Source organism: Microbacterium sp. zg-B96 (assembly GCF_030246865.1).
GTDB lineage: Bacteria > Actinomycetota > Actinomycetes > Actinomycetales > Microbacteriaceae > Microbacterium.
In genome coordinates this window covers 652,792-678,779 of the sequence record NZ_CP126738.1, presented here as the reverse complement: position 1 = coordinate 678,779, position 25,988 = coordinate 652,792, and the positions used below count along the sequence as shown (strand labels likewise).

Below are 25,988 nucleotides of genomic sequence, written 5' to 3'. Positions count from 1 at the left end.
AAGTCACGACATGTCGGGACGACTGCAGATCGACGTCGACGAGGTGGGGCGCGTCTCCACCAACCTCGCCACCATCGTCCGCCGGCTGGAATCGGCCCAGGCCGACTCCGAGTCGCTGGCCGCCGCCATCCCGGTGCGGGAGCTGGCCGACGCCACCGACGACTTCGCCGGCAAGTGGGATGACCGCCGCCGCGAGCTGATCGAAGAGGTCACGGCACTGAAGGACCAGGCCCGCGCGGTCGCCGACGCGTTCACCGAGATCGACTCACAGCTGGTCGCCGCGCTCACGCGCCCGCCCGAGCAGGCCACCCCCGGCCCCGGGCGCGGCGGACCGCAGCCACTCTGAGGCGGATACGACGAAGGGTGGATGCCACGCGGCATCCACCCTTCGTCGTTCGCGGGCGCGTTACAGCGCGGCGATGATCTCGCGCATCAGGTCTGCCGTCTCGGACGGGGTCTTCCCGACCTTGACGCCGGCGGCCTCGAGGGCCTCCTTCTTGGCCTGCGCGGTGCCGGCGGAGCCGGACACGATGGCGCCGGCGTGGCCCATCGTCTTGCCCTCGGGGGCGGTGAAACCGGCCACGTAGCCGACGACCGGCTTGGTGACGTTGGCCTTGATGTACTCGGCTGCGCGCTCTTCGGCGTCGCCACCGATCTCACCGATCATGACGATGGCCTTGGTTTCGGGGTCGGCCTCGAACGCGGCGAGGGCGTCGATGTGCGTCGTGCCGATGACCGGGTCGCCGCCGATGCCGATGGCCGTGGAGAAACCGATCTCGCGCAGCTCGTACATCATCTGGTAGGTCAGGGTTCCCGACTTCGAGACGAGACCGATGGGTCCCTTGCCGGCGATGTTGGCGGGCGTGATGCCGACCAGCGACTCGCCGGGCGTGATGATGCCGGGGCAGTTCGGGCCGATGATGCGGGTCGTGTTGCCCTTGGACTGGGCGTACGCCCACGCCTCGGCGGTGTCGCCGACGGGGACGCCCTCGGTGATGACGACCAGGAGCGGAATCTCGGCGTCGATGGCCTCGACCATCGCGTCCTTCGTGAAGGCCGGGGGCACGAACGCGATCGACACGTCGGCACCGGTCTTCTCGATCGCCTCGGCGACGGAGCCGAAGACGGGCAGCTCGACGGGCGAGCCGTCGGCCGCGTGGTGCAGCACCGTGGTGCCGGCCTTGCGGGCGTTCACGCCGCCGACGACCTGGGTGCCGGCCTTGAGCATGAGAGCGGTGTGCTTGGTGCCCTCGCCGCCGGTGATGCCCTGGACGATGACCTTGGAGTCCTTGTTGAGGAAGATCGACATATCAGTTTCCTTTTCGGATCTCAGGCGTTGGCGAGCTCGGCGGCCTTGTCGGCGCCGGAGTCCATCGTGTCGGCCAGGGTGACGAGCGGGTGAGCGGCATCGCGCAGGATCGCGCGGCCCTCTTCGACCTTGTTGCCGTCCAGGCGCACCACGAGCGGCTTGGAGGCGCTGGAGCCCAGCGCGGCGAGTGCGCCGACGATGCCCTTGGCAACGGCGTCGCAGGCGGTGATGCCGCCGAAGACGTTGACGAACACGCTCTTGACCTGCGGGTCGCCGAGGATGACGTCCAGGCCGGCGGCCATGACCTCGGCCGAGGCGCCGCCGCCGATGTCGAGGAAGTTGGCGGGCTTGACGCCGCCGTGGTTCTCGCCGGCGTAGGCGACGACGTCCAGCGTCGACATGACCAGGCCCGCACCGTTGCCGATGACGCCCACCTCACCGTCGAGTTTGACGTAGTTCAGGTCGTTCGCCTTGGCCTTGGCCTCCAGCGGGTCTGCGGCGGACTTGTCCTCCAGCAGCGCGTGGCCGGGGTGGCGGAAGTCGGCGTTCTCGTCGAGGGACACCTTGCCGTCGAGGGCGACGATGTCACCCTCCTCGGTCAGCACGAGCGGGTTGACCTCGACGAGCGTGGCATCCTCACCCTTGTAGACGGCGTAGAGCTTGACGAACACGTCACTGACGGCCTCGACGAGCTCGGGGGCGAAGCCCGCGGCCTGCGCGATCTCGACGGCCTTGGCCTTGTCGATGCCGGTGGCGGGGTTGACCTCGATGCGCGCGAGCGCCTCGGGACGCTCGACGGCGAGCTCTTCGATCTCCATGCCGCCCTCGACCGAGCACAGGCTCAGGTAGGAGCGGTTCGCGCGGTCCAGCAGCACCGAGAAGTAGTACTCCTTGTCGATGCGGGCGCCCTGCGCGACCATGACGCGCTTGACGATGTGGCCCTTGATGTCGAGGTCGAAGATGCCCTTGGCCGCTTCGTATGCCTCGTCGGGGGTCTTGGCGACCTTCACGCCGCCGGCCTTGCCGCGGCCGCCGGCCTTGACCTGCGCCTTGACGACGACGACTCCGCCGATCTTCTCGGCTGCTGCCCGCACCTCCTCGGGGGTGTCGGCGACGATGCCGGCGAGAACCGGCACCTCGTACTTCTCGAAAAGGTCTCGTGCCTGGTACTCGTACAGATCCACGTGCAATCCTTCGCTGGGCGACGGTGGGTTTGGGTGTCGCAAACAATCTCGATATCGAGAGATCGACAGTCCCACAGCCTACTACCCGCGCTCGGGGAGCCTTTGCCCCGGCTTGCGCGGTAGATCAGCGACTGCCGGTGCGACGCGGCAGTGCATGTAGGTCCCGGCTGGCGGGGCCCTCCAGCCGGGTGCCGTCGGCGGCGAACCTCGACGCGTGCAGCGGGCAGTCCCAGCTGCACTCGGCGTCGTTCCATTTCAGCACCCCGCCCATGTGAGGGCAGACGGCGCTGACGGCACGGGTGCGGCCGTCGACCGTTGATACGCCCACCGGCCGTCCGCCCTGCTGGGCGACGACGCCCTGCCCCTCGGCCGGCTGCGGCACCGGCACCGCCCGGCGCTCCGCGCCGAACCAGCCCCCGGCCGCGGCACCGGCGACCTTCGCGTTCTCCACGGCGCCGCGCGCCAGGTCGCCGGGCATCGTCAGTCGGGTGCCGATCTGCGCCATCCACTGCGGCAGCTCTTCCCGCGCCTGCCCGCGGATCTCCGCCGCGAGGCGCAGCGCTGCCCACGGGGCGTTGGTGAGTCCCCACTTGGCGTAGCCGGTGGCGAACCGCACGCGGCTCAGGCTCCGTGGCAGCACCCCCACGAAGGGGACGAGGTTGTGTGAGGTGTAGTCCTGCGCCGACCAGCGGTGGGTGGGTTCGGCGCCGGCGAAGTGCTCCTGCGTCCAGACGATCAGCTCCTCCACCCGCTGGCGCTCGGAGTCGGCCCGACCGACGGGGTGCCCGTTGCCGCCGACGATGAGGCGGGATCCGCCGTCGTGGACGGGGCGCAGCGACCGGGTGGGGCCGTCGACCGAGAGGAACAGCCCTTCGGGCACCGGGGTGGGGGTCTGGAACGAGACGCAGTACGACCGGCTCCCGGACACCTTCGCGAAGGTCAGGCCGCGATCCACGATCGGGGTGCCGGTGGCCAGCACGATGTTCTCGGCTGCCATCGGCCCCGCCGTGGTCCGCAGCGTCGGGTGCGGCACCACCGACAGCCCGGTGACGCGCACACCGGTGTGCAGCACCCCGCCCGCGGCGACGAACGCCGCGGCCAGGGCCGTGGTGACGGCGGCGGGATCCAGCGCAGTCTGGTCGTCCAGGGCGACCGCGCGGGTCAGCGGAAACGGCAGATCAGCGGTCTCGGCGACCCTCGCGATGCGCACGTCGAGCCCCGCCTCCCGGGCGGCGGCGCGTTCCGCGTCGACCGTGTCGGCGCCGTCGGCTGTCTGCGCGTAGGAGTAGGCGGTGTGCGTCGTGCGGTCGATCCCCGCGGCATCCGCGAAAGCCAGCAGCCACTGCTGACCGGCCCGGTTGGCCTCGACGTAGGCGCGGACGAGCGACGCCGGATGGTGCGCGCGCATCGTCGAGAGCGTGCTGCCCTGCAGCAGCGACACCTTGCCGGTGTTGTTGCCGCTGGCCCCGGCCGCGATGTCGCCTGCTTCGAGCACGCACACGTCGAAGCCGTCGACGGCCAGCAGCACCGCGGTGCACAGTCCGGTCAGCCCCGCCCCCACGATCACGACGTCGTGGTGTGCGTCCGGCTCGAAGGGGGTACCCGCGACGGAACGGGGTTGCTGCATCCACAGTGAGGTCATCCCCCCACTCAAGGGCCACCGAGGATGTGTACTCAACCGCTTGACACGCGGCACACTAGGCTCCGTTGACATGAACGACACCACCGCAGCGCGCACCGCCGTGATCGCCGCAGCGCTGGACTTGTTCGCCTCGCAGGGGTTCGAGGCGACCTCGGTGGAGCAGATCGCGCAGGCGGCCGGGGTGTCGCGGTCGACGTTCTTCCGCCAGTTCGGCGGCAAGGACGACGTCGTCTTCGCCGACCACGAACTGCTGCTGGAACGGTTGCGGGAGTTCCTCGAGCGGGAGCACGCCGACCCGTGGCAGGCGGTGTGCGAGGCATCCGTCCTGGCGTACCGTCACTTCGCCGCGGACCCCGTGCTCGCCCGCCGCCGCTACGTCGTGGTCCGCCAGGTGCCGGCGCTGCGGGACCGGGAGATCGTCATGGTGTTCCGGTACGAGCGCCTGTTCGATGAGTACCTGCGCAGCGCCATGCCCGATCTGGATCCGCTGGATGCCGTCGGCTTCGCGGCGCTGGTGACTGCGGTGCACAACCACGTGCTGCGGCAGCTGCTGCGCGGCCCCAAGCGCGTGCCGGTGTCGGTGCTGCGCGCGGCCCTGGACGACGTGCTGCGGCGGTTCGGGGTGGCGCAGTCCAGCGACCCCGCCGACGACGACGTCGTGGTCGCGGTGTTCCCCAAGCGGATGCCGGCCGCCGAGGTCGCCCGCCGCGTGCGCACCGCCCTCCCCCGCTGACCCTGGGGTCGCCTCACTTCCCCCGCGGGTCGCCTCACTCTCCCGGTGAAACGACACCTGGTCGCCGAGACCCTGGGAAGTTCCCACTGGCTCGGCGACCAGCTGTGGTCTCACGGGTTCGCGGGCGGGTCAGAGGGTGACCAGCACCTGCGCCAGCAGGATCTTCACCACCATCGCGGCGGGGTACACCAGGCTGTAGGCCAACGCGACGCGCACGTCGTATCCGGTGCGGGTGTTCGCGAAGGCGAGCAGGGCCGGGTTGGTCTGCACGCCGGAGACGACACCGGCCAGCCGCGTGCCGCCGGTGCGGAACGCGTACCGCGCGACGAGGAAGGTGCCCGCCACGACGATCGTGGTGATCACGAATCCGAGCAGCAGCAGCGACAGGATCTCCCCCGAAACGATCGCCGAGACGATGAGCGAACCCGCCTTGGTGCCCGCGAAGGCGAGGAACAGCACCAGCCCGAGTTCGGACAGCACGTTGGCCGCCGTCGTGGGCAGCGTCGTGGAGATCGGGCCGATGCGGCGGACCCGGCCGAAGATGAGGCCCATGATGAGGGCACCGGCCGCCGCGCCCAGCGCGAACGTGCCGCCGCCGGGGAGCGGCACCTGGATGGCGCCGAGCCCGAGCCCGGCGGCGATCCCCACTCCGAGCGCGAAGGGGTTGATGTCGGCGACACCCCGCTCGGAGTCGCCGATCAGCTCCGTCAGGGCGCCCATCGCGTCGCGGGGGCCCACGACCCGCAGCCGGTCGCCCAACTGCAGGACCACGTCGCCGGTTCCGACGAACTCGACGTCGCCACGGCGCACCCGCGCGATCGTGGCGCCGTACTGCTCACGCAGCCCGAGACTCGCGATCGCGCGACCGGCGAGCTTCGGGTTCGACAGGATCATGCGCCGGTAGTCCAGTTGCCTGCGGTCCTGCACGATGTCGATCGAGGAGGTGTGGCCGAGCTCCGCGGTCACGGCCTCCACGACATCGCGCGGTCCCACCACGTTGACCACGCCGCCCGGTGGCAGGACGGTGTCGGGACCGACGGTCGCCATCTCGCCGCCTTCCTCGGGCATCAGCCGGGAGAAGGTGACGCGGCCGCCGTGGCGATGGCTGAGCGTGGCGGCCGTCGGGCGCTCGGTGGTGTCGATGTGCACGGCCTTGTCGATCAGCGGCGGCTGCGCGTCGGTGTCGGACGCACGATGGCGCAGCGCCAGTCCCACCGCGACCATCGCCCCGACGACGCCGAACACGTACGCGCTGGCGTAGCCGACGGTCGCCTCCGGACTGCCGCCGGTGGCGGCGAGCGCGGGGGTGTTCGTCAGCGCCCCGGCGAAGGTGCCGGCGATGGTCATGGGGGACACGCCCATGGCCCGCCCCACGAAGAAGGCGGCGGCCGCGGCGACCACGAGGCAACCGGTCACCGCGAGCAGCAGCGGATACGCGGTGCGCAGGGCATGGCCGAACCCGGGGCCGGCGATGAGTCCGACACAGAATGCGAACAGCACCAGACCGGTGTCGCCGATCGTCGCCGGCAGTTCGATCGGGACGCCCAGCGCGACACCCCAGGCGGTCAGCGCCATCGCGCCGAACAGCACCCCGATCGCGCCGAGCGAGACGCCCGCGATGCGGATGCGACCGACCGCCGATCCCAGTCCGACGAGGAGGAAAGCGGTGAGGACGGGTTGCGCGGCAAGAAATTCGAAGACCGGGCGCATACTCCCGAGTATGCCTCGCTCGCCCCCCGGTTGCGAGTGGACGGCCCACCCCTCCCGCCCGGCCGGTGCGACCGGCAGGATGGTGCGCATGTACGACATCCCCGCCCCCATGCTCGCCAAATCCGTGCCCGACATCCCCGACCGGGACGGGCTGAGCTTCGAGCCGAAGTGGGACGGATTCCGGGCCCTGGTGGCCTGGGACGGCAGCGACGTGGAGATCGGCTCGCGCGGCGCCAAGCCGCTGACCCGCTACTTCCCCGAACTCGTCGACGCGTTCGCGCGGCTGCTGCCGGAGCCGTGCCTGGTCGATGGGGAGATCGTCGTCGCGGTCGGTGAGCCGGGGGCGCAGCGCCTTGATTGGCCGACGCTTTCGCAGCGGATCCACCCTGCCGCGTCGCGGGTCACGCTGCTGTCGCAACAGACCCCCGCGATGTTCATCGCGTTCGACCTGCTCGCCCGCGGCGACCGCGATCTGCAGGATCGCCCGTTCGCCGAGCGCCGCGCGGAACTGGTGGACCTGCTCGGATCGCTCCCCGCGCCGGTGCATGTGACCCGCACGACCGAGGATGCCGCGCGGGCGCGGCGCTGGCTCGCCGAGTTCGAGGGGGCGGGGCTGGACGGCGTGGTGGCCAAGGGCCTGGATCAGCCGTATGCCCCCGGCAAGCGCACCATGCTGAAGATCAAGCACGCGCGCACCGCAGACGTCGTGGCACTGGGGTACCGGATCCATAAGAGCGGTCAGGGCGTCGGGTCGCTCCTGGTCGGCCTGTACGGCCAGGACGGCGAGCTGCACAACGTGGGCGGCGTGGCGGCGTTCAGCGACCGGCGGCGCCTCGAACTCATCGACGAACTCGCCCCGCTCGTGGAGACGGATGCCGCCGGCGGCGCCGTGACCGGTGAGACGGAGCGGTCCCGGTTCTCGGGCGCGAAGGACGTGTCATTCGTCCGGCTGCGCCCCGAGCGGGTGCTCGAGGTGCGGTACGACCAGCTGGAGGGGTGGCGGTTCCGCCACACCGTGCAGTTCGAGCGGTGGCGGCCCGACCGCGACCCGCTTTCCTGCACGTTCGAGCAGCTTGAGACGGTGTCGGCATACGATCTGGCCGACGTGCTGCAGTAGAACGCGGCATCCGCACGCCTGCTAAGCCATGGGGGGCATGCGGTCAACCCGCCTCCGCGCCCCCTGGCGGGCCGCTACGGTCGAAGGATGGGACTGTTCAACCGCGAGCCACGCTCCGTCCGCCTCGACGCACCGCTGCGGCTGGACCCCGGCTCGTCGGTCAATCTCGCCGCCGGTCGGGCACCGTGGAGCCTGTGGGCGGACGGCATGGGAAAGCTGTCGATCCGCGCGCTGCAGCTGATCCTCGTCGTCGTGGTCGCCGCCGCGGTCTTCCTCGGCATCCAGCAGATCACGGTCGTGACGATCCCCCTCGTGCTGGCACTCATCCTCGCCTCGGCGTTCGCGCCGGTGATGAGCTGGATGCGGCGCCACGGGGTGCCGGCGGTGCTGGCGACCCTCATCACGCTGCTGGCGATCGTGGCGGTGCTCGGCGGGATCACGTGGCTCATCGTCTGGGCGGTGCGCGATCAGTGGAGCGCGCTGTACGGGCAGGCCGAAGAGGGCATCCAGAGCGTCGTGGCGTGGGTGTCGAGCCTCAACCTCAACATCGACCAGGCGCAGATCGACGAATGGATCGGGACCGTCACCGACTTCGTCACCAGTGCCCAGTTCGGCTCGGGGGCGCTGGCGGGCGTCGGCGCGGTGGCGAACTTCATCACCGGCCTCGTGCTCCTGGTGACGATGCTGTTCTTCTTCCTCAAGGACGGCCCGCAGATGTGGGCCTTCCTGCTGCGGCCGTTCCGCGGCGAGAACTACGAGCGCGCGGTGCGCATCGGCGACAAGACGGTCTCGACGCTGGGGTCGTACGTGCGCGGCACGGCGGCCGTCGCCGCCGTGGATGCGATCGGCATCGGCATCGGCCTGTGGATCCTGCAGGTGCCGCTGTGGCTCCCGCTGTCGGTGCTGGTGTTCGTGCTGGCGTTCATCCCGATCGTCGGTGCGACCGTCGCCGGCATCCTCGCCGCCCTCGTCGCGCTCGTGGCCAACGGCTGGGTCGTGGCGCTGATCGTGGTGGGCATCGTCGTGCTCGTCAACCAGCTCGAGGGCAACTTCCTGCAACCGGTGCTCATGGGCCGCTCGATGAAGCTGCACGCGTTCGTCATCCTGATCGCGCTGACCATCGGCACCGTGCTCAGCGGCATCATCGGGGCGATCCTCGCCGTGCCGATCACCGCGGTCGCGTGGGGCGCGGTGCAGGTCTGGGACGGGGAGAGCACCCCCGCGCGCTGGGCACGGCGCAAGCCCAGCGAAGCCGACGCCGGGTCGCCGGAGCGGTGGCGGGCGCGCAAGCGCAAGAAGGATGCCGCAGGCTCCGCCGTGCCGGTCGTCACGCACCCCGCGCCGTAGAGGTCAGCCGGCCTCGGGCTGACGCGCCCGGCTCGGCTGCACGCGGGGCGGCTCCCCGGGCATCTTGGGGAATTCCGGCGGGAACGGCAGTTCGCCCAGCCCTTCGGCCACGTCGCGCTCCCACCACTTCAGCAGCGTGTCGATGCGCCCCGGGGATGCCTGCAGGTCTGCCCACGGGTCGCCGATGTCGGCGAGGCGCTCTGGCACAGTGCGGATGGTGAACGCCGCAGGGTCCACTCCCGCTGCCAGCTCGTCCCAGGTGATCGGGGTCGCCACCGTCGCACCCGGCAGCGCCCGCGGGCTGTAGGCGCCGGCCATCGTGCGGTCGCGGTTGGCCTGGTTGAAGTCGATGAAGATGCGTTCGCCTCGTTCTTCCTTCCACCAGTTCATGGTGACCTTGTCCGGCATCCGTCGCTCCAGTTCGCGGCCGGCGGCGATGACGGCGTGGCGCACCTCGAGGAATTCGTGGGTGGGCTCGATGGGGCAGAACACATGGATGCCGCGGTTGCCGCTGGTCTTGAGGAACGCCGTCAGCCCCGCCTCGGCCAGCACATCGCGCAGTGCCGGGGCGACGGCGGCGGCGTCGGCGAAGTCGGTGCCCGGCTGCGGGTCGAGGTCGATGCGCAGCTCGACGGGGTTGTCGGTGTCGTCCGCGAGCGAGGCCCACGGGTGGAACACGACGGTGTTCATCTGCACCGCCCAGGCGATGGCCGCAGCCTCACGCAGCACGACCTGCGGATGCCGCCGGCCGCTGTTGTACGTGCACATCACCTCGTCCACATACTCCGGGGCGCCCTTGGGCGGGTTCTTGGAGAAGAACCGCTCGCCGTCGATGCCGCCGGGGAACCGTTCCAGCGAAATGGGACGGTTGCCGTTGGCGGACAGGAACGGGCCGGCGACAGCGATGACGTACTCCGCCAGTTCGTGCTTGGTGATCCCCGGCTCCGGCCACAGCACCCGGTTGGGACTGGACAGACCCAGCTCACGGTCGCCGTCGGGACCGGGGATGGTGAGGGTGATGCGCTCCGAGGCCATGATCCGACCCTAGGGCGGCAGCGGCGGCGGGTCGAGGTGCGACTGCGGGTGGGACTTCCTGCTATGCGGCGAGGGCGAGGAGCGATTCCAGTTGCGCGCGCTCGAGCTGGATCCACGGCCCCGCCGGGTCGATGACGACTCCGCTGAGGCCCTCGTCCGCCGCGATCGCCTTCGCGAGCTGCTCCGGCGTCAGCGGCACGGCGCGGTCGCCGCGGCCCAGGACTGCCACTTCGAGCGGGTGCGTGAAGACCTCGAGGTGACGTGCGCCGTCGGTGCCGCGCACCTCGGAGACGCCCAGGCGCTTGTCTTCGCCCGGCACGGAGCCTGCAGCGACCCACATCCGCGTCGTCGTCAGCGCCTCGGCGATCTGGACCGCGGTCTGGTCGGTGCGGGGCGCGGCGAGCAGGTTCTTGATCGTGCTGGCCGGATCGACTTCGGCCAGTGCCTTCTCCACGAGGGCGCGGGGAAGGATGATCCGCCGACCCGGGCTGGCGTGGTCGAGGATGATGCCGGCGTAGGGGCCCGCGACGACGTTGCGCAGGATGGCGGGGGCGGGCTGCCCCATCGCCGAGGTCTGCGCGTCGCCGTCGGAGGACACGCTCGCCTGCAGCGCTTCGCCGCCGGTGAAGGCGAGCAGGTAGCGGTCATCACCGACGGCGGAGACAGCCATCGTGAGGTCCTTGCCCTCGGCCAGCTGGGCACGGGCATCTCCGCGCACCCGGACGAACAGGTGCCCCTGCAGCAATTGCCGCATGATCGCGACGATGTCGGCGGCGCCCGGCTCCTCCGGCAGGGCGGCCAGCGCGTCGCGCACGAGCACGTTGTCGGGAAGTCCCGGCACCGTCTCGGTGCGCTCGGGAGCCTCCGCCGGGCCGCGCAGCACGCGGCGCACGCCCGGCTGCGCGGTGGGCGCGGCGGCCGGTCGAGGCGCGGGCTTGCCGAACGTGGAAACCGAGATGTTCACCTGCGGCACGTCGGGCTCGGGCGCTGCGGGCGTCTCGCTCTCGGGCGCAACGTCGGTCGCCTCGTCCCCTTCGGGGGTGGAGGTCTTCTTGTCGCGCCGCGAGAACAGAGCCATCGTCCGAGCCTAACCGGTGCCCCCGGCCCGTGACAGGCGCCCCCGCCCCGCGCGAGTGAGTATTCACGCCCCCGAGTGAGTATTCACGCCCCCGAGTGAGTATTCACGCCCCCGAGTGAGTATTCACGCCCCCGAGTGGGCATTCGTCGCGCCGAGTGAGTATTCGTCGGGCCGGCATCCTGACTCGGTCGTCACGAACGCACCCAATCCCCGGGCAAACAGGGACGGATGCGACGACTCAGCATCGCCACGCGCGCGGCATCAACGCTCGGTCGTCACGAACGCACCCAATCCCCGGGCAAACAGGGACGGATGCGACGACCGAACCCCCGCCGCCGTCAGAGCTTGACGATCGGCGCGACCTTGATCAGCAGCTTCTTGGCGCCGGCGGTGTCGAATCGTACGTGCGCGATGCGCTTCGCGCCCTCGCCGGTGACGGTGTCCACGCGCCCCTCACCGAAGTCGTCGTGGCGGATGCGGTCGCCGGCGGCCAGTTCAAGGTCGCCGTTGTCGCGCATCTTCGCGGTGACGCGGTTCGGGAAGCGCGAGGGGTCCGTGACGCGCGGCGAGCGACCGAGCGGCACGAGCTCGTCGCCGTAGCGATTGCCGCCGCCGAAGCCGCCGGAGCCGGAGCCCGAGCCCGACCCGCCGCCGGGCCGGCGTGCGTTAAGCGCCCGCGATTGGCTCCCGCCGCGCGAATTGACGTCGCCCGGGGACTGGCGCCAGTGCACGAGATCCGCCGGAATCTCCTGCAGGAACCGGCTGGGCATGGCGGCGGAGACCTCACCGAACTGCGCGCGGGTCATCGCGAGTGACAGGTACAGCCGCTGGCGTGCCCGCGTGATGCCGACGTAGAACAGCCGACGCTCCTCCTGCGGCCCGCCGGGCTCGCCCGCCGAGATGCGGTGCGGGATGAGGTCTTCCTCGACGCCCGTGATGAACACGGCGTCGAACTCGAGGCCCTTCGCGGTGTGCAGCGTCATCAGCGACACCGAACCGGACCCGTCGTCGAGGTCGTCGACGGCGGAGACGAGCGCGACATCGGAGAGGAAGTCGAGGATCGTCCCGTCCGGGTTGTTGCGGGCGAACTCCCGCGCCACTGCGACGAACTCGTCGAGGTTCTCCACGCGAGCCTCGTCCTGCGGGTCCTTGCTGCGCCGCAACGACTCGAGGTAGCCGCTCTTGTTCAGCAGCAGCGACAGGCCGTCGGGGACCGAGGTGGCGGGCGGGACCTCACCCGATTCGGGCAGCATGAGGGCGGATGCCTCGGCCAGCACGGCATCCAACTGTGTGATGGCCGTCTGGATCTTCGGCCCGACTCCCAACGCCGACGCGTTGGCGAGCGCATCGCGGAACGTGATCTGCTGATCCTCGGCGTAACGGGCGATCGCCGTCTCGGTGACATCGCCGATGCCACGACGCGGCTTGTTCAGGATGCGGCGCGCCGCCATCTCGTCCGCAGGGTTGGCCACCGCGGTGAGGTAGGCCAGTGCATCCTTGATCTCGGCACGCTCGTAGAACTTCGTGCCGCCCATGATCTTGTACGGCACAGCCGAGCGGATGAAGATCTCCTCCAGCGCGCGCGACTGCGAGTTGGTGCGGTAGAACACCGCGATGTCGGAGTACCCGACCCCCGACCGGCGCAACTTGTCGATCTCATCCGCGACGAACTGGGCTTCGTCGTGCTGCGAGTAGCCGGTGAAGCCGATGATCTGCTCCCCCGCACCCACGTCGGTCCACAGCTTCTTGTCCTTGCGGTCGAAGTTGTTGCCGATCACGGCGTTCGCCGCGGACAGGATGTTCTGCGTCGAACGGTAGTTCTGCTCGAGCAGCACCACCTCGGCGCCGGGGAAGTCGCGCTCGAACTCGCTGATGTTGCGGATGTCGGCGCCGCGGAAGGCGTAGATCGACTGGTCCGAGTCGCCGACGACCGTCAGCGACGCGCCCTCCAGCCCATCCCCGGCATGGGCGGGCTCAGGCTCGAAGATCATCATTCCGCCCGAGGAATACGGCTCGACGGAGCTGGCGCCGGAAACCGGGCGGGTGAGCTCCCGGATGAGCGAGTACTGGGCGTGGTTGGTGTCCTGGTACTCGTCGACGAGGATGTGCCGGAAGCGGCGGCGGTACACGTCCGCCACGTGCGGGAACGCCCGGAACAGATAGACCGTCTGGGAGATGAGGTCGTCGAAGTCGAACGCGTTGGACTTGCGCAGCGCGCGCTCGTAGGCCGCGAACAGCTCGACGAAGATGCGCTCGGCGGGGTCGCTCATGTTCGCCTGGCGCCGGTACGAATCGGAATCGGCCAGCTCGTTCTTGAGCTTGGAGATGCGGCTCTGCACGGCCGCCGGGGTCAGGCCGAACGCGTCGGCCTCGTGCTCCTTGACCAGGCGCTTGATGAGCGCCCGGGAGTCGCCGGAGTCGTAGATCGTGAACGAGTTCTTGAACCCGAACTGCTCGGCCTCGCGCCGCAGGATCCGCACGCACGCGGAGTGGAACGTCGAGATCCACATGCCCCGCGCCGCCTCGCCGACCAGCTGGGACACCCGCTCGCGCATCTCACCGGCAGCCTTGTTGGTGAACGTGATCGCGAGGATCTGGCTGGGCCAGGCCTCCCGGTTGCGCAGCAGCGAAGCGATGCGGTGCGTCAGCACGCGGGTCTTGCCGGAGCCTGCGCCGGCGACGATCAGCAGGGCGGGCCCGCGGTAGGTGACGGCGCGCCGTTGCGGCTCGTTGAGGCCGCGCAGCAGGTCGTCGTCCCCGTCGCGAGGTCCGGCGTCGCCGGCGACGATCACAGGGACGGATGCCGCATCTCGCGCGGTCGGAGCAGGGTCGGTCATGTCCCCACAAGTCTAGGCGCGCCCGCCGACATCCTCCTGGGCGCATCCCCAGCGTGCAGGTGCGACAATCGTGCCGTGCGCACCCTGTTGAACATCATCTGGCTGGTCCTCGCCGGCTTCTGGCTGTTCCTCGGCTACCTCGCCGCGGGCGTCGTGCTGTGCGTGCTCATCATCACGATCCCCTGGGGGATCGCGTCGTTCCGCATCGGCCTCTATGCGCTCTGGCCGTTCGGCCGCACCGTCGTCGCGAAACCCACCGCAGGCACATTTTCGTTCATCGGCAACGTGATCTGGGTGATCGTCGCCGGCATCTGGCTCGCGATCGGACACATCCTCTCCGGCATCGCGCTGTGCATCACCATCGTCGGCATCCCCCTCGGCATCGCCGACTTCAAGATGGTGCCGATCTCGCTCGCACCGCTGGGCAAAGAGATCGTGCCGACGACGCAGGGCGCGTTCGACCGCGCCCGCTGACGCGCACCCGCGGTTCAGCGGCCGGCCGTAATACCGGTGCCCCAGCGCGCCTTGCTCAGGCCGGTCAGGAGCGGCACGCGCGCCGGTACCGTCACGCACCGTCACATGCCGCCATCGGCCGCAACAGTGCGTGCCGCACGCCCGGCACCATCGCTAGCGTGGGGTCATCGCGGCGATCCGGGCGGTCCCGGGCACCGGTTCATACCCGGAAGCGTTGCGGGTTCGGCTCCCGCCGTCGCGTCCACTCTCTTTGGCGAGGGCCTGAGCGATCGTCGTCTTGCCCGCGCCGGTCACCCCCATCACCGCTACTCGGCGCAGGTGGGTGTCGCGCTCACCAGTCGTGCACCGTGCCGTCCAGCAGACGGTTGTATGGCAGGTACGCCTGCTCGTAAGGGTACGAGCCGGCCTCGTCGATGTTGAGCTCGACCCCGAGCCCCGGGTTGTCGCCGGGGTGGAGGTAGCCGTCGGTCCACGTGAAGGACTGCTCGAAGACCTGGTCGGTCCTGGCGCCGTGGCGCATGTACTCCTGGATGCCGAAGTTGTGGATCGACAGGCCCAGGTGCATGGCGGCGGCCATTCCCACCGGCGAGATGTCGGTCGGCCCGTGCATACCCGATTTGATCTGGTACATGGCCGCGTAGTCGAGCGTCTTCTTCAGCGACGTGATCCCGCCCATGTGCGTGACGGCGCCGCGCACGTAGTCGATGAGCTGGTCGCGGATGATGTCCTTGAAGTCCCAGATCGTATTGAAGATCTCCCCGATCGCCAGCGGCGTGGTGGTGTGCTGGCGCACCAGCCGGAGCGCCTCCTGGTTCTCGGCCGGCGTGCAGTCCTCCAGCCAGAACAGGTCGTACGGCTCCAGGTCCTTGCCGAGCCGCGCCGCCTGGATGGGCGTCATCCGGTGATGGCCGTCGTGCAGTAGCGGGATGTCGGGACCGAACTCATTGCGTACCGCCTCGAACACCCCCGGCAGGTGGTTCAGGTACGCCCGGGTGTCCCAGTCCTCCTCGACGGGCTTCGCACCGCGGCGCGCCGGCTCGTGGTCGTAGCGGACGGTGGCGTCTCCCACGTCGGCGCCCTGCGCGGCGATGCCGTAGATGGCCTTGAGGGTCGGGACGCCGGTCTGCACCCGGATCGCCTTGTAGCCCTGCTCCTGGTGCGCGCGGATGGAGTCGAACAGCTCGGGCAGCTCCTTCCCCGACGCATGGCCATAGGCCATCAGGCCATTTCGGGATGCGCCGCCGAGCAACTGATACACCGGCATGCCCGCGGCCTTGCCCTTGATGTCCCAGAGTGCCATGTCGACGGATGCGATCGCGGCCATCGTGACCGGGCCCCGCCGCCAGTACGCCGAGCGGTAGAGGAACTGCCAGGTGTCTTCGATACGGGACGCGTCCGCCCCGATCAGCAGCGGCACCACGTGCTCGGTGAGGTAGGTGACGACCGCGAGCTCCCGACCGTTCAGCGTCGCGTCGCCGAGCCCCGTGAGACCGTCGTCGGTCGTGAGCTTGAGCGTGACGAAGTTGCGGTCAGGGCTCGTGACGATCACTTCGGCCTGGTCGATGATCATGATCACTCCTTGCGGTCAGGATGCCGGGCGGCGGCGGGACGAGACGTTGGGGACGGCACCGGAGCGGACTCGGTCGATGAAGTCTGCTGATGCCGCTAGGCGGGGGGAGATGACGCCGACGAGTCGCGCGACCGGATCTGTGGACGCGACCGCGGCCGACACTTCGTCGGCTCGCGCGTCGCTCTCAGATGGCTTCGTGATCACCCAGCCAATCCACTCCGCGACGGCCCGCGCACTGGCGTCGGGCGACCCTCCGGCGTCGAGCGTGCGTTCAGCGACAGCGGCGAAGCGGAATTGCGCCTTGGTGGTCGCATCGGCGGCAATCTGACTGAGACGGTGCACGATGCGCGGGTTTCGGAATCTGGCCGCGAGCTGGTGGCGATAATTGCCGTGCTCGGTGCCGGCCGGTAGGCACTGCACGGCTTCGTCCCAGAACTCGTCCACGAGCGCGCGGCACGTCGGATCTGCCATCGCCTCGGCCACCGTTTCGGCTCCACGCGGGAGACCGGCGAACGCGAGGATGCTGTGCGCTCCGTTGAGCAGCCAGAGCTTGCGGTTCTCCCACGGCTCGATGTCGTCCACGAACCGTGCCCCTGCGCTCTCCCACGCCGGCCTGCCGGCGGGGAAGTCGCCGGCCAGCACCCAGTCGGAGAACGGCTCGGTGACTACTTCGCCCCCGGGCGTCTGGGGTGTGATCCGGTCGACGGACGTGCTGACGAACGACACGTTCCCGCGAATCCACGCAGCGAGATCGGACGACGTATGCTCGGCAAACCCCACGAGTCCTCGCGCGAGGAACGACCCGTTGCCGGGCACGTTGTCGCACGGCACGAGCGCGATGGGTCCGGCGCCGGCCCGGCGGCGTGCGTCCAGCGCAACGATGAGCCGGCCGAGCACCGATTGCGCGCTCGACGCGCCGGCGCGGATCCCTTCGAGATCGCCGCTGACCTCCGGGTCGCTCAGGTCGGGCTCCCCGTTGGCCGTCAGCCCGTAGCCACCCTCCGTGACCGTGAGGGTTATCACCGCCACCTCGGGACGCGACACGTAGTGGCGCAGGGCGTCGATATCCGAACCGTCGTGGGCTGCGACGACGCTATCGATCCGCTCCTGCGTGTCGGCCTCGGGGCCGCGCACCGTCAGTGTGTAGACGCAGTCATCCGCCGCTAGCTCGGCCGCTGCTCGCGGGCTGCGGACCGTGAATGCGGCGATCCCCCAGCTGCCGGCGTCCGTTGCCCTCGCGGTGTACCAGGCCTGATGCGCACGAAAGAACCGCCCCAGCCCGATGTGCACGATCCGCACAGGGGGGCGCTCGCGCTCGGATCGCGCCGCGAAGGTCGCGCCGGTCATAGCTTGAACACCTCTCGGGGAATGGTTCCCACCAGGTCTCGCGCGATCCGGCGAGCGGTCGTGATCGAGACGCGTCCTTCCGCTACGAGACGGGCCAGGAAGGAAGCATCCACACGACGGGCGGTGTCATGGCGTGCCGGGATGGAGAGGAAAGCGCGCGTGTCGTCGATGAAGCCGCTCGACCGGTAGAAGCCGGCGGTCTCGGTGACGGCCGACCGCCAGCGCAGGATCGCGTCGGGCGCGTCGAGGAACCACCACGGCGCACCGATGTACACGCTCGGATAGAAGCCCGCCAGCGGAGCGATCTCTCGGGAGTAGACCGTCTCGTCGACCGCGAACAGCACCAGGTGGAACCGCGGCGCGGTGCCGAACGCCTCGAGGAGGGGGCGCAGGTTCTCCGTGTACTCCGTCCGCACAGGGATGTCGTGGCCGGTGTCAGGGCCGTAACGCTCGAGCGTCGCGGTGTGGTGGTTGCGGCGCACACCGGGATGAACGGTCATCACGAGGCCGTCGTCGACGCTCATCCTGGCCATCTGGAACAGCATGTGTCCGCGGAAGAGGCGCGCGCCCGCAGGCTCGAGCGTGCCCGACATTGCCTGCTGGAAAAGGCCTTCGGCCACGGTTGAGGCGAGATCAGTGGTGAAGGGTTCGAGCACGCCATGGTCCGCCGACACCGCGCCCCTCGCGACGAAGTGCGCGCGGCGCGCGGCCAGAGCAGCCAGGTAGCCGGCGAACGTGGTGCGCTCCCCGGTTGCGGCGAGAAGATTGCCCACATTCTCGGTGAACATCGCAGCGTCCGGGTCGACGTAGGAGTCGGGGCGGAAGGTAGGAAGCACGCGTCCGGGGAACGACGGGTCCGCGCTGAGCAGACGGTGCTCCTCCAGATCGTCGAGCGGATCGTCGGTCGTGGCGAGCACCTCGATGCCGAACCGCGCGAACAGGGCACGTGGCCGGAAGTCGGGCTCTCTCAGTGCAACGGCGACGCGGTCGTAAATCCGGTCGGCGGAACTCTCGCCGAGCTCTTCATCGACGCCGAACAGTGACGACAACTCGTGCGTCAGCCAGTAACCGCTCGCCGTGCCGGCAAAGCGATGCCAGTTCTCCGCCAGGCGGCGCCAGGCCTGCCTTGGGTCCACCGGGCGGCTCGCATCCAGACCCAGCTCCCAGAGCGGGACTCCTGCGGAGTGGAGGACACGCGTGACGTAGTGGTCACGCGTGATGAGAAGCTCGGCGGGGTCCCGGAAAGGAGCTTCTTCGACTAGTAGCCGAGGGTCGACATGCCCGTGCGGTGAGATGATCGGTGCGGATTCGACTTCCGCGTAGAGGTCTCGGGCGATCTCGCGCGTGCGTGCGTCGCTCGGGAACAGCGCGTCGGATGACACGATTCCGGACCGCCCAGCAGCAGGCGAATGGGGATGATCGTTCACTGGCTCACACCTCATCGGAGGCGGTGCGCCACCGATCCCGGAGCATGAAGGCGGCCGCCTTTGGGCGCCGGTCACGGGTGAAGACGCCCTTCTTGTTGCCGTCCACCCGGATCACCCCCTGGGAGGTCTGGAAATCGGCGAAGTTCCACACCTGCTCACCGATGACGGCATCGACGCGGTCGAACACCTCGTGATAGGTGCGCAGCAGCGCGACCTGGAACTCCTCGCTCCACGCCTGCGTTCCTACGGCGTGGAGCCCGGCGAGCGTGTCGGCGCCGTACTCCGTGATGATGATCGGCTTGCCGTGTTGAGACTCCCACCCGCGAAGCTCCGTCTCGAGCTTGCGCGCCGCGGTGACGAGGTCCGCCGTATCCACGTACCAGCCGTAGTAGCGATTGAGACAGATCACATCGAAGAGATCGGCCAGGCGGTCGTTGTCGAATGTCCCGCGGTACTCGTTGGCATACGTCAGCGGGCGGGACGGGTCGAGCTCCCGCGCCAGTTCGACGAGCGGCTGGAAGTACTCTCGCGCGCCCTCCTCGACCGACTCCGGCTCGTTCGCAATCGACCACATCACGACGCACGGGTGGTTCTTATCGCGCGCGATCAGCTCGCGAATTCCCTGCGCGTGCGCGGCCCGCGTCTCGTCGTTGAACATGGACGGCGAGAACGAGCGCTCGGTGACGCGGCCATGGAATCCACCGCCGAGGCCCAGGTTCAGGCCGACCGCGGCGGTCTCGTCGATCACCACGATGCCGTGGCGGTCCGCGTAATCCAGGAACTCCTCCGCGTACGGGTAGTGCGAAGTTCGGAACGAGTTCGCGCCGATCCACTCCATCAGCGAGAAGTCGTGCACCATGACCACGTTGTCGAACCCCCGGCCGCGGAAGGCGCTGTCTTCGTGCTTGCCGAAGCCACGGAAGTAGAAGGGCTCGCCGTTGATGAGGAATCGCGTTTCTTCCACGCGGACCGAGCGGACGCCCACCGGCAGATCGTACACATCGACGATAGCTCCGTCATGCGAGAGCTCGATCCGGAAGGTGTAGAGGTAGCCGCGGCCCGGTCGCCAGAGTTCGGCCTCCGGGACGGTGAGCCGCCCCGACGCGTCGGCGCTCTGCATGACCTCGGTCCCCTCTGCATCCAGCAGGGCGATGCGAAGCGCGCCCGCCCCGGAGGTGTCGACCTGATAGTCGATGATGCCGGCGGTGCCGTCGACGTCGGTCGTGACGGTGACATCGGTTACCCGCGTCTCGGGCACCGAATAGAGCAGGACGGAGCGGCCGAGCCCTGCGTAGTTGTAGAAGTCGTGCCGATAGATCTGCTTGCGGCGCCCCGTCTCGTCGGTGGTGATGGTGCCCGGGGGGATCGTCTCGTTCGTCAGCTCGTTGTTGACGCCGATCGTAATCCGGACCTCTTCGCCGGCGCGCGCCACGTCGGTGATGTCAGCCTCGAACGGTGTATAGCCGCCCACGTGCTCTGCGACTCTGGTGTGGTCGATGTAGACGACCCCTTCGTGGGTGGCAGCATCCACTCGCAACACGACACGCTCGCCCGCCCACCCACGGGGAATGCGCACGGTGCGCTGATACCAGACCCAGCCGATGTGATCGTGGATCGCCTGATCGGCGAACACGTCGTTGTAGCTCGCCGGCACCGGCGCCTCCAAAGCGGTCTGCAGTTCAGAACTCCAGGGTTGCGGTGTCCGCGCATCGTCTAGGGCGAACCGCCACAGGCCGTCCAAGCGGACGAGTTCGCGGGTGGGAGTGGAGATGGGCTTGAGCACGATTCTTCTTTCTTTCCGACGGGTCAGGCAGCGTCGATCAAGGACTTGAGGGCGAGCCGCTGTTGGCGGCGGATACGCTGCTCGCCAGGGTCAGGAACCGGCGAAGCCAGGAGCAGCTGCTTCGTATATGGATGCTGCGGTGTGCGCGTGACCTCGCCCGCGGGACCGTTCTCGACGATCTCGCCCTTGTAGAGCACGGCCACATCGTGGCTGACGTGGTGGACGACGTCGAGATCGTGGGAGATGAACAGGTAGGCCACGCCGGTGTCCTGCTGGATCTCCAGAAGGAGGTCGAGGACACGCGCCTGCGTGGTCAGGTCGAGGGCGCTGACGGGCTCGTCGCAGACGATGAGCTTCGGATCCAGCGCCAGCGCGCGGGCGATGGCGATGCGCTGCCGCTGACCGCCGGAGAACTCGTTGGGCTGGCGGTTGACCGCGTTCGACGGCAGCCCTACGCGGTCCAACAGGGTCACTACGCGTCTGCGGGCCGCATCGCGGGCGACGCCTTGCACGCCGAGCGGCTCGGCCAGGATGTCCCCTACGTCCATCGCAGGGTTCAGCGACGTGTAAGGGTCCTGGAAGATGACCTGCAGATCGCCGCTGAACCTGCGGCGATCCTTGCGGCTGATTCGGGTGATGTCGTCGCCCTGGAACTTTATGGTGCCCGAGGCGATCGGCGCCAGTCCCAGGATGGCCCTGCCGATCGTCGTCTTTCCCGAGCCCGACTCGCCGACGAGGCCGAGCGTGCGACCCTCGTCGACGCTGAGCGACACCCCGTGGAGAGCGCGGTGCGGCTTGGCTCGCAGCTTCTGGGGCTTGTACTCCACGACCAGGTCGCGGACGTCCAGAATGGTGCCGCTCATCAGATTTCCTCTCGCAGGATGGTCTCGGCCGCCGGCGACAGGGGCTGCTGCATGTCAGCCTGATGAAGGGCCTCCTGGACGGCATCCCCGGCATCGCTCGTCTCTGCGTCAGTGGCTGGCCCGCTGAGCCCGAGCGCCTTCAGCGGCTCTTTGCCGACGAGCATGCTTGCCATGAGGGTGCGGGTGTAGGAATGCTCCGGGCGGCGCAGGATCTCGTCCACCGGCCCGGTCTCGACGATCTCCCCCTGGCGCATGACCGCGACGCGGTCGGCGATGTCGGCGATCACTCCGATGTTGTGGGTGACGAGCAGCACCGCCACGCCGAGCTCGCGCTGCATCGTTCGGATGACATCGAGCACCTCGGCCTGCACGGTCACATCCAGAGCCGTCGTCGGCTCGTCGGCGATGATGAGGTCGGGCTCGCACGAGAGGGCTCCGGCGATCAGCACGCGCTGCGCCATTCCGCCGGAGATCTCGTGCGGGTATCCCTTCATCACACGGTCGGGATCGGCGATGCCCACGCGCCGCAGCAGATCGCGCGCGCGCTCGGTGGCGTTCTTCTTGGAGATGCCGAGCAGCTTCACCATCGGGCGCGTCAGCTGGTGCCCGATTGTGAACGCCGGGTCGAGGTTCGACATGGGCTCCTGCGGAATGTAGGCGATACGACGACCTTGGATGCCGCGCACCGCCTTGACGTCGACCACGCCGTCCCGCACCAGGACGGCATCTTCGAACCGGATCGAGCCCGACAGGATGCGGGCGGTGCTGGGCAGCAGACCGAGGATGGAGAACGCGGTCTGCGATTTGCCCGACCCCGATTCGCCCACCAGGCCGAGGACTTCACCGGGGCGGATGGTAAGCGACACATCACGGACCACACGGGTGTAGTCGCCCTCTGTGTTCGGGTAGCCGACGCTCAGGTCGGCGACCTGCAGGATCGCCTCGGCGTCGTCGACCACGGCCGGCTGCCGCTCGCCCGTCGGGGCGACGGGGGAAACCGTTCGCGGCGCCTTGATCTCGCGACGATCTTCAAGTGCGTCGCGGATCGCGTTCCCCAGCAGCACGAGTGAGCCGATGGTGATACCGATCGCGAGGGCCGGCCAGAGCATGAGGGAGGGCTGCGTGTAGATGTTGTTGAACCCGTCGCCGAGCATGGCGCCCCAAGACGCCTCGGTGGGGTCGCCCAGTCCGAGGAACTGCAGACCGCTCTGCACGGCGATCGCGACTCCGCAGATGAGGGCCGTCTGGATGATCAGCGGCGCCCGGACGACGGAGAGGATGTGGCGCGAGATGATGCGGGCATCGCTGAGGCCGACGACGCGGGCAGCGTCGACGTACAGCTCGTTGCGGACGGACTGCACTGCCGTGCGGGTCAGGCGGTAATAGCTCGGACTGAGGAGGATGCCGAAGGCGATCATCGAGATCCACACCGAGGGTCCAAGCGCCGCGCGGACGACCAGCAGGACGATGATGCCGGGGAGGGCCATCAGCATGTTCGAGAACCAGTTCGACGTGCTATCGAACGGACCACCGTAGTAGCCGGCGATCAGACCTGCCGGAAGCCCGATCGCGATCGCGACACTCGCGCACAGGAGCGCCGAGAGCAACGTGAGCCGGGCTCCGTACAACAGCCGCGAGAGCACGTCGCGACCCGCGCTGTCGGTGCCGAGGGGGTTCTGCCCGCCCGGGTCGGCGAGGGTGTTGCCGACGTCGGCGTAGTTCGGGTCGAACGGTGCGATTGAAGACGCGAACACGGCCGCGAGCACAATGATGGTGAGCAAGGAGAGTGAGAGGATGCCGAGCGGATTGCGCACCATCCGCCGCAGGATCCCGCGCTGCGAACGCTTGGGCACCGATGGGGTCTTGATGACGTCGGTCATGACAGGCGCACCTTCGGGTTGAGGGCGCCTTGGGCGACGTCCACGAGCAGATTCACGATGATGACGATCACAACGGTGACGATGGTCATCCCCATGACGACGGGGATGTCGCCCAGAGTGGTCGCGGTGACGAAGAGGGGACCGATCCCGGGGATCGCGAAGATCTGCTCCAAGATGATGACACCGCCGAGGAGGCCGATGAACTGAAGGCTGAGCACCGTCAGGCCCGCGGGCGCGGCGCTGCGCAGGACGTTTTTGAGCACGATCTCGCGCTCTCCCAGGCCCCGGCTGCGGAGCGTGCGCACGTAGTCCTTGTCGAGCTCTTTGATCACGGAACTGCGGATCTGCTGGGCGCTGGAGGTCACGTAGTTCACCACGATCGCGATCACCGGGAGGCTGAGAGAGATGATCCACGCCTCAGGCCCCGCCCCGGGGCGGATGGTGGAGACGGCAGGGAACCAGCCGAGGTTCACCGCGAAGATCGTGACGAGGAGGAGGGCCAGCACGAACCCCGGGATCGCATCGCCGACCACCGCGCCGACCTGCACCGTCTTATCAACCCACCCGCGACGGACGGCGGCGATGACCCCGAGCGCCGTCGCAATGAGCGCCACCAGCACGATCGAGACGATCATGAGGACGAGGGTGACGGGCAGGCGGTTCAGGATCGTCTGAGTGACGGGCTCGCCGTTGAACCAGGACTCGCCCAGGTCGCCGCGCAGTGCCGCGCCAGCCCAGCCGAGATAGCGCACCGGAAGGGGCTGATCGAGCCCGAGCTCCGCCTCCTTCAGGGCGATCTGCTCGAGAGTGGCCTGCTCGCCCAGGATGTTGCGGGCGATACTCGTGCTTGAGAAGAAGAGCAGCGTGTACGTCAGCATCGAGATGACGACCAGCAGCCCGAGACCCGACGCGAGGCGTCGCAGTGTGAACGTGAGCATGGGATCCTCCGAGTGGGAGGGCGGAGGCGGCTGGCGCACTGTGTGCGGTCGCCGCCTCCGCCTAGCCGTTGTCTACCTACTCCGCCGGGGAGAAGTTGTAGATGGAGGGCATCGCCGACTGCGTCTGCGCGACCACGGTGACCGTCTCGGGGTTGAAGACGCTGATCTGGTCGATGCGGTACAGCGGGAGGAACCAGGCGTTTTCGGTGACGTAGCGGTTGACGTCCTGCGCGGCCTCGGCGCTGTCATCGCCGCCCTGCTGAACGACCGAGATGAGCGCCTCCAGTTCGGGATCGGTTGTGCCGAACGGGTTGAACGTCGCAGTCGGCGAGATGAGCTGGTTGATCGCCACCCACGCCTCGCCCTGGAAGAGATTGAAGTTGAACGCCTCGAACTTCTTCTGTGTCACGTCCGCCACGTAGTTGGGTTGCGGGACTGTCTCCTGAGTGACGGTGATGCCGACCTCTCCCAGCTGCTGCGCGAGCGCCGTGATCTGCGTCGCGAATGCCGGGATCACCGGAAGCTTCAGTTCGAAGCCGTCGGCGTAGCCGGCCTCCTCGAGGAGCTCCGTCGCCTTCTCGGGGTCATACGTGTAGTACTCCTCGAGGTCGTCGACGAACGCGCCGCTGTCGGGCCCGAACACCTGGCTCGTGGCGGTTCCTCGGCCGAGCTGCAGCTGCTCCAGCAGCGTGTCCCGATCTACGGCGTAGTTGATCGCCTGGCGGACGCGCTCATCGGTCAGCGCCGGGTTGATGACTCCGTCGCGGTCGAGGAAGGTCATGCCCGTCCAGTCGACCTGGTAGTCGGGGATGATCTCGAGTCCGGCACCCTCTGCCTGGTCAGCCGACTTCGCCTCGATGGTGGTCCAGTCCACCTGCCCCGAGATGATCGCGTTGACGCGCGCGGAGATATCGCCGAGGATTCGAAGTTCGACCTCGTCCCACTTCTGCAGGTCGGAGTTCCAGTAGTCCTCCTTGGCGGTGAAGAGGGACTGGGAGTCACGCACCGAGTTCACCTTGTCGTACAGGTACGGGCCAGTGCCGACGGGGTCGGTCTCAAGCGTCCCCGCCTCGATCGCGGCGGGGCTGGCCATGAGTCCTGCGGCCTGGCTGAGGTAGTACTCCATCGCGGGGTCCGGCTGCACGAGGGAGATCTCGACGGTGTCTTCGTCCACGGGGGTCGCCGATTCGAACTGTGTTAGCTGCACTGCCTGACGGCCGTTGCTGGCCTTGAAGTGCTCCAGGTTCGCAGCGACCGCTTCGGCGTCGAACGCCTCACCGTCGGAGAAGGTGACATCGTCGCGCAACTCGAGCGTCAGCACGGTGCGGTCGTCGTTGTACTTCCACTCCGTGGCGAGCATGGGGCTGAGTGCCCCGTCGGGCTCGCGGAGGATGAGCGTGTCGTATACGAGCTGGTACGGGACGAGAGCGTGTCCGACGTGCGCCTGGGCCGGATCCCACGAGGCGACGTCACCGAGCTGACCGATCGTGAGTAGGCCGCCGCGTGCGGAGCCCCCGTCGGTCTCCTCTGCTTCGGGTGTGCCGGCGGCGCATCCAGCGAGCAGGAGCGCTACGGCAGCTATAGCACCGACCTTCTTGGTGGTGGAGTTCATGAGTTCCTCATTACGTCATTGGAAAGAGAAGAGTGCGAAGATCGCAGTCCTATGGAAACGCGAATGGCACGCATCGTCAACGCATTGCCAAACCTTGCCAAA

Annotated in this window: 20 protein-coding genes and 1 tRNA gene; 6 read left to right on the top strand and 15 right to left on the bottom strand. The window is 68.7% G+C overall.

Annotated features, from left to right (window positions below):
- Nucleotides 1–10: 10 nt before the first annotated feature.
- Nucleotides 11–346, top strand: coding sequence for a hypothetical protein (locus tag QNO11_RS03030; RefSeq protein ID WP_257509256.1), 336 nt, complete (start codon nt 11–13; stop codon nt 344–346).
- A 60-nt stretch (nt 347–406) separates the two neighbouring features.
- Here the strand turns inward: QNO11_RS03030 and sucD are convergent, their stop codons facing one another.
- The 3 genes from sucD to QNO11_RS03015 all read right to left on the bottom strand — a co-directional run bounded on the left by sucD (nt 407) and on the right by QNO11_RS03015 (nt 4,135).
- Nucleotides 407–1,309 (bottom strand): succinate--CoA ligase subunit alpha, encoded by a 903-nt coding sequence (sucD, locus tag QNO11_RS03025; RefSeq protein ID WP_257509255.1) that lies wholly within the window; start codon nt 1,307–1,309, stop codon nt 407–409.
- 20 nt (nt 1,310–1,329) lie between these two features.
- On the bottom strand, nt 1,330–2,493 hold the full coding sequence (sucC, locus tag QNO11_RS03020) for an ADP-forming succinate--CoA ligase subunit beta (RefSeq protein ID WP_257509254.1): 1,164 nt from the start codon (nt 2,491–2,493) through the stop codon (nt 1,330–1,332).
- 124 nt (nt 2,494–2,617) lie between these two features.
- Nucleotides 2,618–4,135 (bottom strand): FAD-dependent oxidoreductase, encoded by a 1,518-nt coding sequence (locus tag QNO11_RS03015; protein ID WP_257509253.1) that lies wholly within the window; start codon nt 4,133–4,135, stop codon nt 2,618–2,620.
- 70 nt (nt 4,136–4,205) lie between these two features.
- On the opposite strand from QNO11_RS03015, the gene QNO11_RS03010 reads away from it, so the two are divergent.
- The gene (locus QNO11_RS03010) at nt 4,206–4,868 is read left to right on the top strand and encodes a TetR/AcrR family transcriptional regulator (protein WP_257509252.1); all 663 of its coding nucleotides are present in this window, start codon (nt 4,206–4,208) and stop codon (nt 4,866–4,868) included.
- Between the two features lie 129 nt (nt 4,869–4,997).
- On the opposite strand, the gene QNO11_RS03005 is transcribed toward QNO11_RS03010, so the two are convergent.
- Nucleotides 4,998–6,578, bottom strand: a complete 1,581-nt coding sequence (locus QNO11_RS03005) for an aspartate:alanine exchanger family transporter (RefSeq protein ID WP_257509251.1) — start codon at nt 6,576–6,578, stop codon at nt 4,998–5,000.
- Nucleotides 6,579–6,666: 88 nt separating this feature from the next.
- Here QNO11_RS03005 and QNO11_RS03000 point away from each other — a divergent pair, with 88 nt between their 5' ends.
- Together QNO11_RS03000 and QNO11_RS02995 are read left to right on the top strand one after the other, a co-directional pair.
- Nucleotides 6,667–7,695, top strand: coding sequence for an ATP-dependent DNA ligase (locus QNO11_RS03000; protein ID WP_257509250.1), 1,029 nt, complete (start codon nt 6,667–6,669; stop codon nt 7,693–7,695).
- An 87-nt stretch (nt 7,696–7,782) separates the two neighbouring features.
- The gene (locus QNO11_RS02995) at nt 7,783–9,042 is read left to right on the top strand and encodes an AI-2E family transporter (RefSeq protein ID WP_257509249.1); all 1,260 of its coding nucleotides are present in this window, start codon (nt 7,783–7,785) and stop codon (nt 9,040–9,042) included.
- A 3-nt stretch (nt 9,043–9,045) separates the two neighbouring features.
- On the opposite strand, the gene ligD is transcribed toward QNO11_RS02995, so the two are convergent.
- The 3 genes from ligD to QNO11_RS02980 all read right to left on the bottom strand — a co-directional run bounded on the left by ligD (nt 9,046) and on the right by QNO11_RS02980 (nt 13,992).
- Nucleotides 9,046–10,077 (bottom strand): non-homologous end-joining DNA ligase, encoded by a 1,032-nt coding sequence (gene ligD, locus QNO11_RS02990; RefSeq protein ID WP_257509248.1) that lies wholly within the window; start codon nt 10,075–10,077, stop codon nt 9,046–9,048.
- A 61-nt stretch (nt 10,078–10,138) separates the two neighbouring features.
- Nucleotides 10,139–11,155 carry an SseB family protein gene (locus QNO11_RS02985; RefSeq protein WP_257509247.1) on the bottom strand — a complete coding sequence of 339 codons (1,017 nt, stop codon included), beginning with the start codon at nt 11,153–11,155 and terminating at the stop codon, nt 10,139–10,141.
- Nucleotides 11,156–11,493: 338 nt separating this feature from the next.
- On the bottom strand, nt 11,494–13,992 hold the full coding sequence (locus tag QNO11_RS02980) for an ATP-dependent helicase (protein ID WP_257509246.1): 2,499 nt from the start codon (nt 13,990–13,992) through the stop codon (nt 11,494–11,496).
- Nucleotides 13,993–14,067: 75 nt separating this feature from the next.
- Here QNO11_RS02980 and QNO11_RS02975 point away from each other — a divergent pair, with 75 nt between their 5' ends.
- Entirely contained in the window at nt 14,068–14,466 is a 399-nt protein-coding gene (locus QNO11_RS02975) for a YccF domain-containing protein (protein WP_257509245.1), read from the top strand.
- 168 nt (nt 14,467–14,634) lie between these two features.
- Nucleotides 14,635–14,710, top strand: a tRNA-Met gene (locus QNO11_RS02970).
- A gap of 87 nt (nt 14,711–14,797) precedes the next feature.
- On the opposite strand, the gene manD is transcribed toward QNO11_RS02970, so the two are convergent.
- From manD to QNO11_RS02930, 8 genes are all read right to left on the bottom strand, one after another.
- Entirely contained in the window at nt 14,798–16,036 is a 1,239-nt protein-coding gene (gene manD, locus QNO11_RS02965) for a D-mannonate dehydratase ManD (protein ID WP_257509244.1), read from the bottom strand.
- Nucleotides 16,037–16,051: 15 nt separating this feature from the next.
- The gene (locus QNO11_RS02960) at nt 16,052–17,383 is read right to left on the bottom strand and encodes a mannitol dehydrogenase family protein (protein WP_257509243.1); all 1,332 of its coding nucleotides are present in this window, start codon (nt 17,381–17,383) and stop codon (nt 16,052–16,054) included.
- On the bottom strand, nt 17,380–18,765 hold the full coding sequence (gene uxaC, locus QNO11_RS02955) for a glucuronate isomerase (protein WP_257509242.1): 1,386 nt from the start codon (nt 18,763–18,765) through the stop codon (nt 17,380–17,382). The genes QNO11_RS02960 and uxaC overlap by 4 nt, the downstream gene beginning before the upstream one ends.
- A 49-nt stretch (nt 18,766–18,814) precedes the next feature.
- Nucleotides 18,815–20,593: a beta-glucuronidase gene (gene uidA, locus QNO11_RS02950; RefSeq protein ID WP_257509241.1), complete on the bottom strand. Its 1,779-nt coding sequence runs from the start codon at nt 20,591–20,593 to the stop codon at nt 18,815–18,817.
- A 23-nt stretch (nt 20,594–20,616) separates the two neighbouring features.
- The gene (locus QNO11_RS02945; protein ID WP_257509240.1) at nt 20,617–21,456 is read right to left on the bottom strand and encodes an ATP-binding cassette domain-containing protein; all 840 of its coding nucleotides are present in this window, start codon (nt 21,454–21,456) and stop codon (nt 20,617–20,619) included.
- Nucleotides 21,456–23,336, bottom strand: a complete 1,881-nt coding sequence (locus QNO11_RS02940) for a dipeptide/oligopeptide/nickel ABC transporter permease/ATP-binding protein (protein WP_257509239.1) — start codon at nt 23,334–23,336, stop codon at nt 21,456–21,458. Before QNO11_RS02940 ends, QNO11_RS02945 begins: the two co-directional genes overlap by 1 nt.
- The gene (locus QNO11_RS02935; protein ID WP_257509238.1) at nt 23,333–24,274 is read right to left on the bottom strand and encodes an ABC transporter permease; all 942 of its coding nucleotides are present in this window, start codon (nt 24,272–24,274) and stop codon (nt 23,333–23,335) included. Before QNO11_RS02935 ends, QNO11_RS02940 begins: the two co-directional genes overlap by 4 nt.
- A gap of 76 nt (nt 24,275–24,350) precedes the next feature.
- Nucleotides 24,351–25,886: an ABC transporter substrate-binding protein gene (locus tag QNO11_RS02930; protein ID WP_257509237.1), complete on the bottom strand. Its 1,536-nt coding sequence runs from the start codon at nt 25,884–25,886 to the stop codon at nt 24,351–24,353.
- Nucleotides 25,887–25,988: the final 102 nt, after the last annotated feature.

Coding starts and splice junctions, on each gene's coding strand:
- QNO11_RS03005 (WP_257509251.1), bottom strand. CDS start 6,578: ATGCGCCCGGTCTTCGAATTTCTTGCCGCGCAACCCGTCCTCACCGCT.
- QNO11_RS02945 (WP_257509240.1), bottom strand. CDS start 21,456: ATGAGCGGCACCATTCTGGACGTCCGCGACCTGGTCGTGGAGTACAAG.
- QNO11_RS02960 (WP_257509243.1), bottom strand. CDS start 17,383: ATGACCGGCGCGACCTTCGCGGCGCGATCCGAGCGCGAGCGCCCCCCT.
- QNO11_RS03015 (WP_257509253.1), bottom strand. CDS start 4,135: ATGACCTCACTGTGGATGCAGCAACCCCGTTCCGTCGCGGGTACCCCC.
- QNO11_RS02930 (WP_257509237.1), bottom strand. CDS start 25,886: ATGAACTCCACCACCAAGAAGGTCGGTGCTATAGCTGCCGTAGCGCTC.
- sucD (WP_257509255.1), bottom strand. CDS start 1,309: ATGTCGATCTTCCTCAACAAGGACTCCAAGGTCATCGTCCAGGGCATC.
- QNO11_RS03010 (WP_257509252.1), top strand. CDS start 4,206: ATGAACGACACCACCGCAGCGCGCACCGCCGTGATCGCCGCAGCGCTG.
- QNO11_RS02985 (WP_257509247.1), bottom strand. CDS start 11,155: ATGGCTCTGTTCTCGCGGCGCGACAAGAAGACCTCCACCCCCGAAGGG.
- manD (WP_257509244.1), bottom strand. CDS start 16,036: ATGATCATCGACCAGGCCGAAGTGATCGTCACGAGCCCTGACCGCAAC.
- QNO11_RS02980 (WP_257509246.1), bottom strand. CDS start 13,992: ATGACCGACCCTGCTCCGACCGCGCGAGATGCGGCATCCGTCCCTGTG.
- QNO11_RS02935 (WP_257509238.1), bottom strand. CDS start 24,274: ATGCTCACGTTCACACTGCGACGCCTCGCGTCGGGTCTCGGGCTGCTG.
- QNO11_RS02940 (WP_257509239.1), bottom strand. CDS start 23,336: ATGACCGACGTCATCAAGACCCCATCGGTGCCCAAGCGTTCGCAGCGC.
- QNO11_RS03000 (WP_257509250.1), top strand. CDS start 6,667: ATGTACGACATCCCCGCCCCCATGCTCGCCAAATCCGTGCCCGACATC.
- QNO11_RS02995 (WP_257509249.1), top strand. CDS start 7,783: ATGGGACTGTTCAACCGCGAGCCACGCTCCGTCCGCCTCGACGCACCG.
- ligD (WP_257509248.1), bottom strand. CDS start 10,077: ATGGCCTCGGAGCGCATCACCCTCACCATCCCCGGTCCCGACGGCGAC.
- QNO11_RS03030 (WP_257509256.1), top strand. CDS start 11: ATGTCGGGACGACTGCAGATCGACGTCGACGAGGTGGGGCGCGTCTCC.